We start from the raw sequence: 16118 nt of genomic DNA, 5'->3' as shown, positions 1-16118 counted from the left end.
ATATTAGATCTCTTTTTCAATAAAGGGAATATCCGGATTGCAAATTTCTAAAATCAGGGTTTCTAGGGCAGAGTGAAATAGGGTGATAGTTTCTTGGGTAATAACTATATCCTTGTTTCGGTCGCCTTTTTTTGGTTTGGTGGCAAAGCGCAGGAGGCCTTCTTTAAGGTTTTTAAACGAAATAATTCCTGCCTCCAACCTATGTATTGGTTGCTTACTATTGTACATATAAGCATAGCACAGTAATTGAAAAGCCTTGCTGAAATCGTAATTAGTGATCAGCTCTTTCCAGTCGTATACTTCCACATCTCTTGATGCTACCTTTCCCGTCTTATAGTCTATAATTCTGAGAATCCCGTCTCTTTCATCAATACGGTCCAACTTCCCTTTAAGGATTACAGGAAAAGGCAATCCTTTTATTTCCAACGTTGTATTCCAATTTTCTTCAAGGCCCAAAATCTTAATTTCATGGTCCTTTATCTCTTCAAGTTCAGCTTTAACGAAGTTTTCTATGTATTGCAGTACTACATGAAATGCTATTAAATTCTTGCCCCTGCTTATATCCCCATCGACATAATTTTTTACAAAGTGATTTTTAACTACTGTTTTGATCAAAGGAACCATAGAATGAAGCCCCTCCTTGGTCAGCTTTTTGCCAATAAAAGGAATATAAAGCTCTTCTAAGGAATCGTGGACAATAGTGCCAAATGTATTTGCAGCCACGTTTTCTTCTACTTCAGTTACGTCATCTATCCTTAAAATACTCCGTTTGTAAAAGTCTATAGGGTTCCGAATGTAGTTGGTCAAGGAAGAGGGCGAAAACCCCTTTTCGGCCAGACCTTTTATTTTTTGCATTAGTGGTCCATCTTTCGGTATGGTATAGACCTTTTTTATGGAGGTCTTTATTTCTGGAGAAGCTACTAGTTCTGTAATATCCTTACTTCTATTTTTATCTGTTAGTAATTGTGCTATCAGTCTACTTTTTTCACCTCCTTCTAGTACGTCAGGTTCCGTATTATACAAAATATAGACGTGTTTGGCACGTTGCAAAAGCCTGTAAAAATGGTAGGTGTATACCGCATCCTTTTCTTTGTAAGTAGGTAGGCCGTAGGCAATTTTTAGATCAAATGGCAAAAAGGAGTTGTTGTTTTTCCCAGAAGGTAGGATTCCTTCATTTACGGAAGTGAGGATTACTGTCTCAAAATCAAGATTCCTGCTTTCTAGCATTCCCATGATCTGAAGTCCTTTTAAGGGTTCTCCCCTAAAATCTAAGGTTTCCGATGATAATAACTCCTTATACAGACTAATGAGTGATCTCAGATCGGATATAAATGGGTATTGCCTTATCAATTCGGTCAATTGGTTGAATAGTTCGTGGAATCGGTATAAGTATTCCATTCCTAAATCTTGGCCTCCTATTTTAAAAGGATCTTTTAGGCCAATAATAACCTTGGAGCAAATTTCTAGAAACGAATTGATAGAATGGTCCTCTTTAAAAAAGAGATTGTGGATGTTGGAAATTTCCGAAGGAATAACAGAACAGATCTTGACATAGCTTATGTACGACCAATTTTTAGATTTTATCTCCTCACTTAATAAGTAGGAACCATCTACACCCTCTTCTGTCAAATAGATTTTTGTGTAAGGATGGGATAGAAAATTTAGAAGATCTTGAAAATACCACCCTTGAGGGTCTTTATTAGAGTGTAGTTCAAAGAATTGCGCAAAAAAACTTGCTAAGGGACTATTGTGCAAGGGATATCCCATGGTGATATTAACACCTTCAATAGTTTCTGGAACGGAATTCATAATAGGGTTCAGCAAGGTTTCATCCCCTAAGACAACAGCGGTATTTTTAAGTTGCTCTTTGCTAGTGCCATGTATTTTTTCTAAAAGATACCCTACATATTTTGCCTGAGTGACGTTTTTGGGCAGCCCTATAATCTGTATATCTTTCTTCTCGAGATAATTTTCTTTAACCCCTTTTTTAGGCTGGTTCAAAAGATAATTCCAAGTTTTAAAATGTTGCCGAATAAAATGTCCAGCGTCATGGATGTTATCTTCTAAAAAATAAGGATCTATGTCCCAGTATATCTCACCGGGAGAGGTTTCCAAAATATCTTGTATTATTTTGGATTCTGCCGTATTCAAAGCGTTAAAGCCAACAAAAACATGAATTGCTTTGGGCTTAGTTGCCAAATAGTCCTTTAATTGCTCAGTTGCCTTTCTATATACCAGACCTTGATGTCCAAGACCTTTTTTTAATAATGATGCATTAAATGCTTCGTACAGCCCTTGTAAATTATTCCAAAACTTTAAATAATCTGTTATCATTTTTGTCTTTCCTTCCTGTAAAGACCAATGGTCGATTTCTTTGATAGCTGATAAATGAGATAAAATAGCATTAGCATCCACAAGGTATCTGTCTATTTCATTGAAATCCTGTAAAAGTGTTTGTCCCCATTTAGAGAAGGCATAGAAATTTTCTTGTTCCCCTGAAGTTGTTTTGAGGTAACTCTCGTATAAATGAAATAATTGTTCGGTATTATTGGCATAGCTCAAATTAGCTATCTTTTCTACAAAGGTTTCTATACTATATATTTCTGGTGCAAAGACGGTTTTAGAAGTGGTTTTACTTATACTATTTTTCAAAAATGTCCCAGCTCTTTTACTAGGCAATACAAATGTTATTTCCTCGAGTGAGCCGTATTTCAGTAGGACCTCCTCCATTACTTCTTCAAGAAAACTCTTCATAGATACACAACTTAAAATAGGAGCATAAATATAGGGATATAAAAGAGTTTTTGGATGCAAATAGGAATGCTATCAAAAGAGCATTAAATAAAAAAAGCTCCGCGATTGCGGAGCTTTTAATTATGATTAAGAAATGATCTTGATTATGATTACTTGATCAAGTTAATTTCTACTCTTCTGTTTTGAGTTCTACCAGCTTTAGTATTGTTGGTAGCGAGTGGCTTATCTTCACCATATCCAATTGCATTTAACCTGTCAGCTCCGATACCTTCTTTTACTAAGAATTCTCTTACTGCATTAGCTCTTTCTTCGGATAATTTTTGGTTTAAAGAATTACTACCAACACTGTCAGTGTGTCCTTCAACTGTAAATTTAGAATTTGGAAATTCTTTCAAGATCAAGATGATATCTACCATTACTGAAGTAGAAGCAGCTTGAATAGAAGATTTTCCAGTGTCAAACAATATTGTTCTTGCATAGTCGTTCAATTTTTTCTGAACTTCCTCAGTTACTTCAGGACAACCCTTGTTAGCAACAGTTCCGGCAACTTCAGGACAAGAATCATCTTTATCCAATACACCATCTCCGTCAGTATCAGGCCAAGGACATCCTTTGTTTGCTGCGGGACCAGCTTCGCTAGGACAAGCATCATCTTTATCAGCAACACCATCACCGTCAGTATCAGGACATCCAGCTAAAGCAGGAAGACCGGCAACTGTAGGACAAGCGTCATCTTTATCAGCAACACCATCACCGTCAGTATCAGGACAACCGTTCATTTCTTTTGAACCAGCTTCGTTAGGACAAGCATCTTTGCTGTCTTCGATTCCATCACCGTCAGCATCAGGACATCCGTTGAAAATAGCTAGACCAGCAACTTCTGGACATGCATCGTCTTTGTCATAAATTCCATCATCGTCAGTATCAGTTCCACCAAATTTAATGGCGATACCAGCTAAATGTTGAAAATGTTTCACGCCGTAATCTTCAAAAGCGTGCTTGTAAGAAGTCTGTACAGTTAAACCGATGTTATCAGAAAACCAGTAGTTAAGACCAACACCTCCATTAACAGTTCCAGCACCTATTTCATTAACCCAAGTATAACCACCTCCGATTTCAACGAAAGGATCTAATTTTGTGTTTTTCAAAAAGGCATATTTAATAATACCGTCAGTAGCGTAGTGAGAAAGATCATCTGCTCTTAAATCTCCTAGCTTATCGATTCTATTTAAAGAACCTCTAACTCCAACAGAAAATCCGTCACCAACATATTTGGATACAGAAACATAGGAAATAGAAGGAAGAATATTCCAGTGATCAGTTACATTAAAATATTCGTTACCAAATGAGCTGTAAGCATCAGTTGGATAAACGTCAATTGCGTTAACACCAAAACTAACCTGCCATGGGTTGTTTTCGTCCTGCGCCTGTAAGTTGTTTACTCCTAACGCAAGTAGGGCCACAACTAATAATTTGCTAAGATGTTTCATGTATTAAAATTTAAGTTTAAGTGTTTATTAGCTGCAAATGTAAGTTGTTAAAAATTATTAACAAAATCAATTTCCTATTTTTTTTAACTAAATTGATTTGATGTATTAGGACTTTTAGATAACGTTTAAAGCTTTGCCAACCTCTGTAAATGCTTGAATTGCTGTATCTAAGTGTTCAATTTCATGTGCAGCAGAAAGCTGTACTCGGATTCTAGCTTTCCCTTTTGGTACAACAGGAAAGAAAAAACCTATGACGTAGATGCCTTTCTCCAAAAGCATTTCTGCCATTTGTTGTGAAAGTTTGGCATCATATAACATGACCGGAACAATGGCCGAATCTCCTTCAATGATATCGAAGCCGGCAGCTTTCATACCTTTCTTAAAATACGTCGTGTTTTTTTGAAGCTTGTCACGTAAAGAGGTATCTTTATCTAACATCTCAAATACCTTTATAGAGGCGCCTACAATAGTTGGGGCTAAAGAATTGGAGAAAAGATAAGGTCTGGATCGTTGCCTTAAAATTTCAATGATTTCCTTTTTACCTGTCGTGTACCCCCCCATGGCTCCTCCAAGGGCTTTTCCTAATGTTCCCGTGACAATATCAATTCTACCCATTGCCCCTTTCTCTTCAAGGGTGCCGCGTCCGGTTTCTCCAATAAATCCTGCAGAGTGACACTCATCTATCATTACCATCGCATCATATTTATCTGCAAGGTCACAGATCTTATCCAAAGGAGCCAAAAGGCCGTCCATGGAGAATACTCCATCAGTTACAATAATCTTAAAACGAGCTTCATCTGCATTAGCCTGTTTCAGTTGGGTTTCCAAATCTGCCATGTCATTATTGGCATAACGGTATCTCTTAGCTTTGCATAAACGCACTCCGTCAATAATTGACGCATGGTTAAGCGAGTCTGAAATTATAGCGTCCTCCGCCCCTAGTAGGGGTTCAAAAACTCCCCCGTTTGCATCAAAGGCCGCAGCATATAAGATAGTATCTTCCGTGCCATAAAAATCGGCAATCTTTTGTTCTAGTTCTTTATGGATGTCTTGGGTTCCACAAATAAAACGCACCGATGACATTCCAAAGCCATGGGTATCCAATGTATCCTTTGCGGCTTTTACTACTTCTGGGTGAGCAGAAAGGCCTAAATAATTGTTGGAGCAAAAGTTAATGACCTCTTGTCCTGTTGAAATTTTGATTACCGCTCCCTGAGCAGAGGTAATGACACGTTCCTTTTTATATAGACCGTCATCCTTTATGTTTTGTAATTCTTCTTGTAAATGTTTTTGAATACTTCCGTACATGTCATTAAGGTGTTAAATGAATTCTGGTGTTATGGTATCGTTAATATAAACGATAATCTTATTTTGAACCTTATAGTTCATAGCTTCCATGGCCAATTCATATTCATTGATTTGTGCATGGTGCGTCATACTTTTTAATCCTGTTTTGTAATCTATAATCGTCACTACTTTTTCTTGCAACACAATTCTATCTGGTCGCAAAATTAACCCGTTTTGGGTAATTATATCCCTTTCATTCCAAACAATTGCGTCGGAAAGGAAAAATTTTTCTAATTCGGGATGATGAACAATCTTTAGAAGTACGCCTTTAAGCGAGTCTATTTCTTGGTGGATAATTTGACCATTTCTTTGCATTAAGGTAAGGGCTGGTTCTACATCTACTTCAGTTTTGATTAAGCTCAACAACTGATGCAAGACGTTTCCTTGTTCAATGGCTATTTCTGCTCCTGATTCCCATAGCGATCCCGAGGTGGTGATGAGATTAAAACTTGGTCTATCCTTGTAAGTAAGAGCATAAGGTACGGGTGGTTGTTCTATCATCTGGTTTTCATTTTCCAATGCAAAGTTAAGCTCGCCAAACGAATATGTATTTTTGGAAAGATCCCATATTCCTTTTTCTTTTAAATAATGGATGAACAATCCTGAATAACAATCCGTTTTAAACTGCCCATCGTTTTTTAGGTCTTTCTTGGTGAGTATGTAAAGTGCATTTACGGCTCTGGTAAGCGCAACATATAAAACATTAAAGGCATCCAATTCTAATTTATGCTGCTCTTCCTCGTAGAGAAGGCTGGCCGTTTCCCCATAGTCTAATACCTCTTGTTTTTTATTCACCAAAAGTTCTCCAAAGCCATTGAAGGAATGCCCATCTACAGGGATCCATAATTTCGCGTCTATTTCTTTATAGATTTGTTCATTGGCATAAGGGAATATTACAATGGGAAATTCCAATCCTTTGGATTTATGAACGGTCATTATTTGAATTGCGTTCACACTTTCTGGGGCGGTAATGCTTAGTTTCTCTTTTTTCTTTTCCCAATAGGCTAGGAAAGAATGTGGGCTGGTTCCTTCTTTTTGCTCCACTTCCAGGACCGTATCCATTAAATAGGTAATATAAGCATCAGAATTTTCTATCAGATTGAATTGTTTTATGGCATGTTCCAATCCGTCATAAACCGAATGTTGTTTTAAGTATTTGGCATCAAAATCATAATCGTTTTTTAATAGAGCGCCTACTGCCGCTATATGTGATGCTATAAAATGATGATTGGGCCCTTTTTCTTCAGATAGAAAATAGAGTATTTCAAAAGCAATTTCCTTATTATTAGGGTCAATGGAATATTTCAGTAGGGCTATCAAAAATTGAACTTTTGGACTGCTGTTCAATAAAAGGGTTTCAGAAGAAATGATTGGAATACCTTCCTTCATGAGAAAGTCTGCCACTAAAATTCCGTGTTTACGGCTACGAGTAAGGATACAGATATCCTTTAATCCAAAATCCTTTTCCCTTACTTCTTTAATGGAATTGAGTACCTGTGCACAATAGTGTTCATTTTCGGTCATGTCTTCCGATTCCTCAATAAAGCCAATAGAGACTAAACCTCTCTTTTTGGAATTGTATTCTTGTTTATTTCCTTCAAGGAACAGGTGGTTGTAGGCCACATTATTTAGAAAGGAGCTTGTAATGGTAAAGAAATCATTATTAAATTTAATTACCTCTTCACAACTCCTGTAATTGGCAGGTAAATTTTTGGTGTCAGGGGAAAAAATAAACGGATTTTTTTCTAGATTGATTAGATTTAAAAATTGTTCTGCTTTCCCACCGCGCCATCTGTAAATAGCCTGCTTAGCATCACCTACTAATAACAAAGAACCTTTTTGCCCAAGAAGGTCCTCACTTTCCAAGGCATTCCCTATCAAAGGTATAAGATTGTTCCATTGCATCTGCGAAGTGTCCTGAAATTCATCTATAAAATAATGACGGTACTTTTCGCCCAGCCTCTCATAAATAAACGGGGCAGGCTGGTTTTTAATTTCTTCTGATATAATGCTGTTAAAAGAAGAGATTGGCAATTGGTCCCTTTCCAACTCCAACGCTTTTACCTCTTGCTGAATGGCATTTAACACTGTGAGCGGAACAATATTGTTGTAGGCGTTTTTATGGAACAACAGTGCTGTTGCTTCTCGCTTGATAATATGAAACAGTTCAGTGAATTGAGGATGGAGGGAATCCAAAACAGCCTTTGTAGTATTAGGGCATTTTTTCGTGTAAAGGGGCTCGTTTTCAAAATTTTGTTTCCATCCCGCCCTAAAGTCCATCACGAAATTTTTTTCGACAATCTTAGTAATAAATTTAGGGAAATAGCCCGATTTAAAATCAACGAACTCCAATCCATGGTTATTGATGATTTCCAAGATCTTTTGAGCAGAAGACAATAGTTTTTCTTCATTCTCGGTGATATTTGAACGTACTTTTTTCTTCAAAACCAAAAAATCCCCAATTTTCTTATCTGCAAGCTGTTTCAGATGATCTGAGTGGTTTTCATCAAAGAGTAACTTTCCAATTTTGGCTAAGTCCAAGCTTATGTCCCAACTCTTGTCCTCATTTGCTTTTTCCAAAGCAAAATCCAACAATACGTTTGTCAGTTCTTCATTGGTTCCCGCCTTGTTGATCAATCGCGCTATGGCTTCGTCTAAGAGGAGGGTAGTGTCTAAGATTACCTCAAAGTTTTGGGGTATCTTTAAATCCTTCGCAAAGGTACGGATAAGACGATGGGTGAATTTATCTATGGTGGACACATCAAAAAAAGCATAGTTGTGCAAGATTTCCTTTAAAGTTTTTTTAGCTTTTTTTTGAAGGTCTTCAGCACTCATTTGTAACTCTTCGGAAATGGTCAGAAACATCGGGGATGCGTCTTCTAAAGAAGTGGTCTCCCCAAAATTAAAAAGACTGCCTAAAATACGTTGTTTCATTTCATTCACCGCCTTATTGGTGAAGGTTATAGCCAATATTTGGCGAAAACTACGGTTGGAACTCGAAGCAAGAATAATTTTAAGATATTCCTTGGTTAGGGTAAACGTTTTGCCCGACCCTGCAGAGGCATTATATATTATGTAGTTGGCGTCCTGCACTAATTTTATTTGCAAAATAAGGATTCCTGCACAGTTCTTAACAAAAAATTAATGGAATTTGCGTCTTAAAACCTTAAATTTGAGAAACAGAAATAATTAACAATAAAACTATATAATTATGGCTTTTGAATTACCTAAATTACCATATGCATATGATGCATTGGAACCACATATTGATGCTAAAACGATGGAAATACACCATACTAAGCATCACAATGGATATACGACCAATTTGAACAACGCTATTGAAGGAACCAAACTTGCGGGGAAGTCTATAAAAGACATTTTGCTTGATTTGGATATGTCCAACGCAGCGGTTAGGAACAATGGAGGAGGATTTTACAATCACTCCTTGTTTTGGGAAATAATGTCCCCAGATGGTGGCGGTGAGCCTAAAGGTGAATTGGCTAATGCCATCAATTCAGCATTTGGATCGTATGACAGTTTTAAAGATGCTTTCGCAAAGGCTGCAGGCACTAGATTTGGTTCTGGATGGGCATGGCTATGTGTGCATAAAGGAGGTAAATTAGAAATTTGCTCCACACCAAATCAAGATAATCCTTTAATGCCAGAAGTTGGGTGTGGTGGATTTCCAGTATTAGGGCTAGATGTTTGGGAGCATGCGTATTACCTAAACTACCAAAATAGAAGACCTGACTATATCACACATTTCTACAATATAATCAATTGGAATAAAGTAGCAGCGCTTTACGAAGCCAACAAATAATAATTAAGACTTTGGTATTACAAGCCGCCTTACCATTCGTAAGGTGGCTTTTTTTGTGCTTTATGGGGTGTGATCAAAAGAATTATTAATGAGGGTAATGGGCTGATAATTAATAGTATAATTTGAGAACGTGGTTTATATAATAGAATGGTGCAAATAGAAAAGGGTGGAGAAGTCTCCACCCTTTTCATCCCAAATCTTACCATAAACTTAACCTACTTATGCTATGGCGGTACTAAATTACTAGTATTGTGAGAGATAACAAAGAAAAATGAATAAATTTTCGAAAGATTGATTTTGGATATTGCTTGTTGCTCAAATCTGAGAAGCTATTGATTTGATTATCAGAAATAAAAAAGGCGGAGTTTCCTCCACCTTTTTTCCCCAAATCTTACCATGAACTTAACCTACTTATGCTATGGTTCTTCGAAAGTAGTACATTAGGTAGAAACATAGCAATCTTTTAGATTAAGCCCTTTTAAATCCCGATGAAAAGCTTTTATATCGATGAATGGTAATAGGATAGAATTTAGAAGTATGCGGGATTGGATGGTGTGAAAATAAAAAGGTGGAGTTTCCTCCACCTTTTTCCCCAAATCTTACCATGAACTTAACCTACTTATGCTATGGTCCTTCAAAAGTAGAGTATTGGGTAGAAACGTGGCAATCTATTAGTTTAATTCCTTTTAAATTGGGACGAAATGCTTTTTTATCGATGAAAGGGTATTGGAGAGGTGGTTTACACCTGAGGAAGTAGAAGGGTGTAAAATAAAAAAGGTGGAGAAGTCTCCACCTTTTTTGCCCCAAATCTTACCATGAACTTAACCTACTTATGCTATGGTAGCTCTAAAAATACTTGCGTAAGGTGTCATTTAAATTACAAATCAGTCGAAATACGATTATTACCGATGAAATGCACAATTATATGCATTTCATCGGTAATTTTATTAATAGGCGCGTTCGTTTTTGCCTTCAAAGAAGTTGATGAATGCCCTGTTAACAACTCTATTACCACCTGGTGTAGGATAATCGCCTGTAAAATACCAATCTCCTAGATTTTTAGGACAAGCCTGGTGTAAACTTTCAACTGTTTGATAAATAATCTCGACATCTGCTTTTATACCTTCGGGGCTTAAGAGTTCTCCTATTTTTTTAGAAACCTCTTCTACAGCAAATGGCGCATAAAATTCAATAACATGGTTGATGATGTCTTTATCTTGGTTACTTACCTGTTTAATACATTTCTTGTAGATGTCCTCAACCAAGTGCATGGTGTTATTTTCTTGGTGTAATGCCAACGCCGCTCTAAAGGCTATAAAATCTTCTAATTTGGCCATATCTATACCATAACAATCAGGATATCTTATCTGTGGAGCTGATGACACAACGATTATTTTTTTAGGTAATAATCGGTCTAGGATTCCAAGGATACTTTTTTTCAAAGTTGTTCCCCGTACAATACTATCATCAATAATAACCAGGTTATCCCCTTCCTTTACAGAACCGTAAGAAATATCGTAAATGTGGGCAACGAGATCATCTCGACTACTGTCCTGCGTAATAAAGGTCCTAAGTTTGGCATCTTTAATAGCTACTTTTTCTATTCTGGGTCGAACTTCTAAAATTTCATGTAATTGTTCAGAGGTTATCTTGGAACCTATAGCGAGTATTTGCTTTTCCTTATGTCTATTTAGATCGTTTTGGGCTTCTTTCACCATACCGTAGAAAGAGGTTTCTGCTGTATTGGGAATGTAGGAGAACACAGTATTTTTGACATCGCCATCAATAGCCTTCAGAATTTGTGGATAGAGTAATTTACCCAATTCCTTTCGTTCTTGGTATATTTCTTTATCACTCCCCCTTGAAAAGTAAATCCGCTCAAAGGAACATGCTTTTCGTTCTTTTGGCTCTAGGATTTGCTTAAGCTTTACCTCGCCATTTTTCTTGATTATAATGGCTTTACCCGGATCCAGTTCCTGAATATCCTCATATCGTACATTAAAAACTGTTTGTATGGCCGGCCTTTCCGAGGCAATGGCAACCACCTCATCATCCTGATAAAAGTAGGTAGGTCTTATCCCAGAAGGATCTCTTAAGACAAAGGCGTCTCCATGGCCTAATAAGCCCGCCATAGCATAACCTCCATCAAAGTTTTTAGCTGCCTTTCTAAGAATTTTCGCAACGTTAAGTCGGTCTGCAATTAAAGCAGAAGCTTCGCGCTTGTTGAAACCTTCTTTTTTAATTTCTTTGTATAGTTTGGCAACTGCATCGTCTAAAAAGTGTCCGATCTTTTCCATTACCGTTACGGTATCTGCAAGCTCTTTTGGGTGTTGACCTATGCGGATCAGGTTGTCAAACAACTCATGAACATTGGTCATGTTAAAATTACCAGCTACAATTAGGTTTCGGTGCATCCAGTTGTTCTGTCTTAAAAAAGGATGGACATTCTCTATACTGTTTTTTCCAAAAGTTCCATAGCGTACATGTCCCAAAAGAACTTCGCCTATATATGGGATATGTTTTTTTTGCATTGCAACGTCATCCGCATATTCAGGATGCTCTACCATTGTGGTATTTATGCGGTCATTGATTTGCGCAAATATGTCCTGTATAGGCTGTTGGGCGATAGAGCGTACACGGCTCATATAACGTTCACCTGGGGTCATGTCCAATTTAATACTGGCAAAGCCAGCACCGTCTTGCCCACGGTTGTGCTGTTTTTCCATCATAAGGTACATTTTGTTTACCCCATAAAAGGCAGTACCGTATTTCTCCTTATAGTACTCTAAAGGTTTTAGTAATCTGATAAGGGAAATTCCACATTCGTGTTTAATGGCATCACTCATGATAAATAGGTATTAAAAAAGCCCTGAATAGACAGGGCGTAGATTATTGTAATTCAATGTCAAATTGTGTCAATTCCTTGAATTGCATTAGTCGTTTTGTAACTTCTTTCCTTTCAAGGCTTTTCATTCTTTCTGTGCCAAATTTTTCAACGCAGAATGATGCCAAGTTGGAACCGTGAATAATAGCGCTTTTCATATTGTTGAAAGATATGTTTTTTGATTCTGCAAGGTATCCTGCAAACCCTCCGGCAAAGGTATCTCCAGCACCCGTTGGATCAAACACCTCCTCTAAAGGGAGTGCTGGGGCAAAAAATATATTTTCTTCTTTAAATAGGAGGGCTCCATGCTCCCCCTTTTTAATCACAACATATTTTGGTCCTAATTTATGTATGGCAGCGGCAGCCTTTACCAAAGAATACTCATTGGTAAGCTGTCTTGCTTCTTCATCATTTATGGTAATGACATCTACGTGTTTAATGACGTCTAGTAATTCTTTCAAGGCATTGTCCATCCAGAAGTTCATGGTATCAAGAACAATAAGCTTAGGTTTGGTTTCCATTTGTTCAATGACACTTTTTTGTACGCTCGGGTGAAGATTACCTAGCATAACTACCTCGGCATTTCTGTAATTATGAGGTACTAGGGGAGAAAAGTCAGCCAAGACATTTAATTCTGTCGCTAAAGTGTCCCGGGAATTAAGATCATTATGGTATTTGCCTTTCCAGTAAAAGGTTTTGCCACCTTTTACTATTTCTATGGCAGAGATGTCTATGTTCTTGCTAGATAGAAGGTCTAAATATTCTTGAGGAAAATCATCCCCTACTACAGATACGATTGCGGCGTCCACTTGAAATTGTGATGCGGCTAGACCAATAAAGGTTGCTGCTCCCCCAAGTATTTTGTCCGTTTTTCCAAAAGGTGTCTCAATAGCATCGAAGGCAACCGTGCCCACAATCAATAATTTGCCCATCCAATAAAATTTGATGCAAATATAAGGGGAACTTTCCAAGAATTTATTGAAGTCTTGAAAAGATTACCATGACGAAAAATAGCTACGGAATATAGTCTACGCTCTATTTTGGCAAGGAATTCTCAAAGCCTTTATCCTCGGGCAGGTTCAATTCCTTAGAAGCCTCAACAGCCAATTGATCGCACCGTTCATTTTGGGGGTGGTTGTTGTGTCCTTTTATCCATTTGAAGTTAACTTCATGCTTCCTGTATTCCACTAGGAACAGTTTCCACAAATCGGGATTCTTCTTATCCTTGAAATTGGTTCGTTCCCATCTATCCAGCCACTTTTTCTCTACCGCGTCCACTACATATTTAGAATCTGTGAAAACTTTAATTTTTAAACTGGGAACTTTTAATCTTTTCAGGGCCTCAATCACGGCTAAAAGTTCCATTCTATTATTCGTGGTATGTCTAAATCCTTGTTTAAATTCTTTCCGATATGGTTTACCAACCCATTCCATGACAATTCCATATCCACCGGGACCTGGATTTCCCCTTGCAGCCCCATCGGTATAAATATGTACTTGGGCTTTATCCATGCAAGAGGGAGTCTATTATTTTTGGAAAGTGTTCATATTCCAATGCATGTACCTTTTGTGCAATGCTCTTTGCTGTGTCCGAAGGTAGAACGGTAGTTTTTGCCTGATAAATGATGGCACCCTCATCATAATTTTGATTTACGAAGTGTATAGTGATGCCCGTTTCTGTTTCCTTATTTTGTACAATTGCCTCGTGAACTTTCATTCCGTACATCCCTTTTCCGCCATATTTTGGCAAAAGAGCAGGGTGAATGTTGATTATCTTATCTGAAAAGTGAAAAATTAGGGCGTCTGGAATTTTCCATAGAAAACCGGCAAGTACAATTAAATCTGGCTTGATTGTCTTGAGTATATCCAAAACACAATCACTCTCTAAGAAGGCAGTTCTATTAAAGTAAAGCGCATTTATTTTCAACCTATCGCAACGTTCTAAAACCTTCGCATCCCTTTTGTTTGTTAATACTGCGGAAATACTCACCTTAGGGTTATTCTTGAAATAACTGGCGATGTTTTCAACATTAGATCCAGATCCAGAAGCAAATAGGACGATACGTTTCATGAAATTTATTTTCTTTCAGAAGGGAAAAATTTATAGGCTAAATTAACACTCTTGAATTTAAATTCATTAATTTGTTCTACATTTTAGCGGCAAATAGTGTAATTAATCCAAAGTTTTTTATTTTTGCCAACAATTAAATATTTAAACAAGAATAATTATGTCAGATATTGCATCAAGAGTAAAGGCTATCATCGTCGATAAATTGGGTGTTGATGAAAACGAAGTTGTTGCGGAAGCAAGCTTTACTAACGACCTAGGAGCAGATTCATTGGACACTGTTGAATTGATCATGGAATTCGAAAAAGAATTCGATATTCAAATTCCAGATGATCAAGCCGAAAATATAGCAACAGTTGGTCAAGCAATTAGTTATATAGAAGAGGCAAAGTAATTTTATGATATCTTGAATGAGATTTAAAATATCCATGTGGTAATAGTGTCGCATGGATATTTTTTTTAATTTACACTTGTCTTAGATACTAAAATAAAAATTGGTTCAATGCAATTAAAACGAGTTGTGGTTACTGGATTGGGTGCTTTAACCCCTATAGGCAACAATATTCAAGAATATTGGGAAGGTCTGAAAAGTGGGAAAAGTGGTGCGGCACCTATTACATATTATGATACTGAAAAATTCAAGACAAAATTTGCTTGCGAACTAAAGAATTTCAACGCAGAAGATTACTTTGACAGAAAAGAGGCTCGTAAACTTGATAGGTTTGCGCAATATGCCCTTGTGTCTTCGGATGAAGCAATTATAGATTCCGGATTAGACCTTGATAAAATAGATAAATTTCGTGTAGGCGTAATTTGGGGAGCGGGAATTGGAGGTTTGGAAACTTTCCAGAACGAAATGTTAAATTTCGCAGCTGGAGATGGCACACCAAGATTTAATCCTTTCTTTATCCCTAAGATGATTGCCGATATTGCACCAGGTAATATTTCCATAAAACATGGATTTATGGGGCCTAATTATACTACGGTTTCTGCTTGTGCCTCCTCTGCTAATGCCATGATCGATGCCCTTAACTATATCCGTTTGGGCCATTGCGATGTCATTGTTACAGGAGGCAGTGAAGCAGCTGTTACCATTGCAGGAATGGGCGGTTTTAATGCCATGCATGCGTTGTCTACCCTAAATGAAAGTCCAGAAACAGCATCCAGACCGTTTGATGCCACAAGGGATGGGTTTGTATTGGGTGAAGGAGCTGGGGCCTTAATTCTTGAGGAATACGAACATGCCAAGGCAAGAGGGGCAAATATATATGCTGAAATTGTAGGTGGCGGTATGTCTAGTGATGCATATCATATGACAGCACCACACCCAGATGGCATAGGTGTAGTACGGGTCATGGAGAACTGCTTGCGCGATGCTGGGTTAAAGCCAGAAGATGTTGATGCCATTAATACACATGGTACTTCAACGCCATTGGGAGACGTGGCAGAGTTAAAGGCTATTACCAAGGTGTTCGGGGCACACGCTAAAAATATAAATATCAATTCCACCAAATCCATGACAGGCCATCTTTTGGGAGCAGCTGGGGCTATAGAGGCCATTGCCTCCATACTGGCCATGAAATACAGTTTGGTGCCACCAACCATCAACCATACTACGGTAGATGAGAATATAGATCCAAGCCTTAACCTTACTTTGAACAAGGCACAGAAAAGAGAAGTTAATGTGGCCATGAGTAATACATTCGGATTCGGGGGACACAACGCTTGTGTTGTTTTTAAAAAAATAAGTTAACC

At 37.6% G+C, this 16118-nt stretch carries 11 protein-coding genes; 3 read left to right on the top strand and 8 right to left on the bottom strand.

Translation table 11 applies throughout. From position 1 onward, the window contains the following. Positions 1–3: 3 nt before the first annotated feature. From ABXZ36_RS01990 to ABXZ36_RS01975, 4 genes are all read right to left on the bottom strand, one after another. On the bottom strand, positions 4–2754 hold the full coding sequence (locus tag ABXZ36_RS01990; RefSeq protein WP_354613784.1) for a PD-(D/E)XK nuclease family protein: 2751 nt from the start codon (positions 2752–2754) through the stop codon (positions 4–6). Between the two features lie 149 nt (positions 2755–2903). Next, positions 2904–4244, bottom strand: coding sequence for an OmpA family protein (locus ABXZ36_RS01985; RefSeq protein ID WP_354613783.1), 1341 nt, complete (start codon positions 4242–4244; stop codon positions 2904–2906). Positions 4245–4358: 114 nt separating this feature from the next. Continuing rightward, entirely contained in the window at positions 4359–5552 is a 1194-nt protein-coding gene (gene kbl, locus ABXZ36_RS01980) for a glycine C-acetyltransferase (RefSeq protein WP_354613782.1), read from the bottom strand. 12 nt (positions 5553–5564) lie between these two features. After that, complete coding sequence (locus tag ABXZ36_RS01975; RefSeq protein ID WP_354613781.1) at positions 5565–8699, bottom strand: UvrD-helicase domain-containing protein; 3135 nt, start codon at positions 8697–8699, stop codon at positions 5565–5567. 103 nt (positions 8700–8802) lie between these two features. On the opposite strand from ABXZ36_RS01975, the gene ABXZ36_RS01970 reads away from it, so the two are divergent. Continuing rightward, a complete protein-coding gene (locus tag ABXZ36_RS01970; RefSeq protein ID WP_354613780.1) occupies positions 8803–9411 on the top strand; it encodes a superoxide dismutase in 609 nt (202 codons plus the stop codon). 947 nt (positions 9412–10358) lie between these two features. On the opposite strand, the gene ABXZ36_RS01965 is transcribed toward ABXZ36_RS01970, so the two are convergent. From ABXZ36_RS01965 to purN, 4 genes are all read right to left on the bottom strand, one after another. Continuing rightward, positions 10359–12257, bottom strand: a complete 1899-nt coding sequence (locus tag ABXZ36_RS01965) for an amidophosphoribosyltransferase (protein WP_354613779.1) — start codon at positions 12255–12257, stop codon at positions 10359–10361. A gap of 43 nt (positions 12258–12300) precedes the next feature. Further along, positions 12301–13227: a PfkB family carbohydrate kinase gene (locus ABXZ36_RS01960; protein ID WP_354613778.1), complete on the bottom strand. Its 927-nt coding sequence runs from the start codon at positions 13225–13227 to the stop codon at positions 12301–12303. Between the two features lie 103 nt (positions 13228–13330). Continuing rightward, positions 13331–13807 (bottom strand): ribonuclease HI, encoded by a 477-nt coding sequence (gene rnhA / locus ABXZ36_RS01955; protein WP_354613777.1) that lies wholly within the window; start codon positions 13805–13807, stop codon positions 13331–13333. Beyond that, complete coding sequence (gene purN / locus ABXZ36_RS01950; RefSeq protein WP_354613776.1) at positions 13800–14366, bottom strand: phosphoribosylglycinamide formyltransferase; 567 nt, start codon at positions 14364–14366, stop codon at positions 13800–13802. Before purN ends, rnhA begins: the two co-directional genes overlap by 8 nt. A 157-nt stretch (positions 14367–14523) precedes the next feature. On the opposite strand from purN, the gene ABXZ36_RS01945 reads away from it, so the two are divergent. Both ABXZ36_RS01945 and fabF read left to right on the top strand, forming a co-directional pair. Further along, positions 14524–14757 (top strand): acyl carrier protein, encoded by a 234-nt coding sequence (locus ABXZ36_RS01945; RefSeq protein ID WP_009778413.1) that lies wholly within the window; start codon positions 14524–14526, stop codon positions 14755–14757. A gap of 108 nt (positions 14758–14865) precedes the next feature. Beyond that, entirely contained in the window at positions 14866–16116 is a 1251-nt protein-coding gene (fabF, locus tag ABXZ36_RS01940) for a beta-ketoacyl-ACP synthase II (protein ID WP_354613775.1), read from the top strand. Positions 16117–16118: the final 2 nt, after the last annotated feature.

Origin of the sequence: Sediminicola arcticus (assembly GCF_040566695.1) — a bacterium.
Classification (GTDB): Bacteria; Bacteroidota; Bacteroidia; order Flavobacteriales; family Flavobacteriaceae; genus Sediminicola; species Sediminicola arcticus.
The sequence above is the reverse complement of the archived record's forward strand: the minus strand, read 5'-3'. Positions and strand labels throughout refer to the sequence as shown.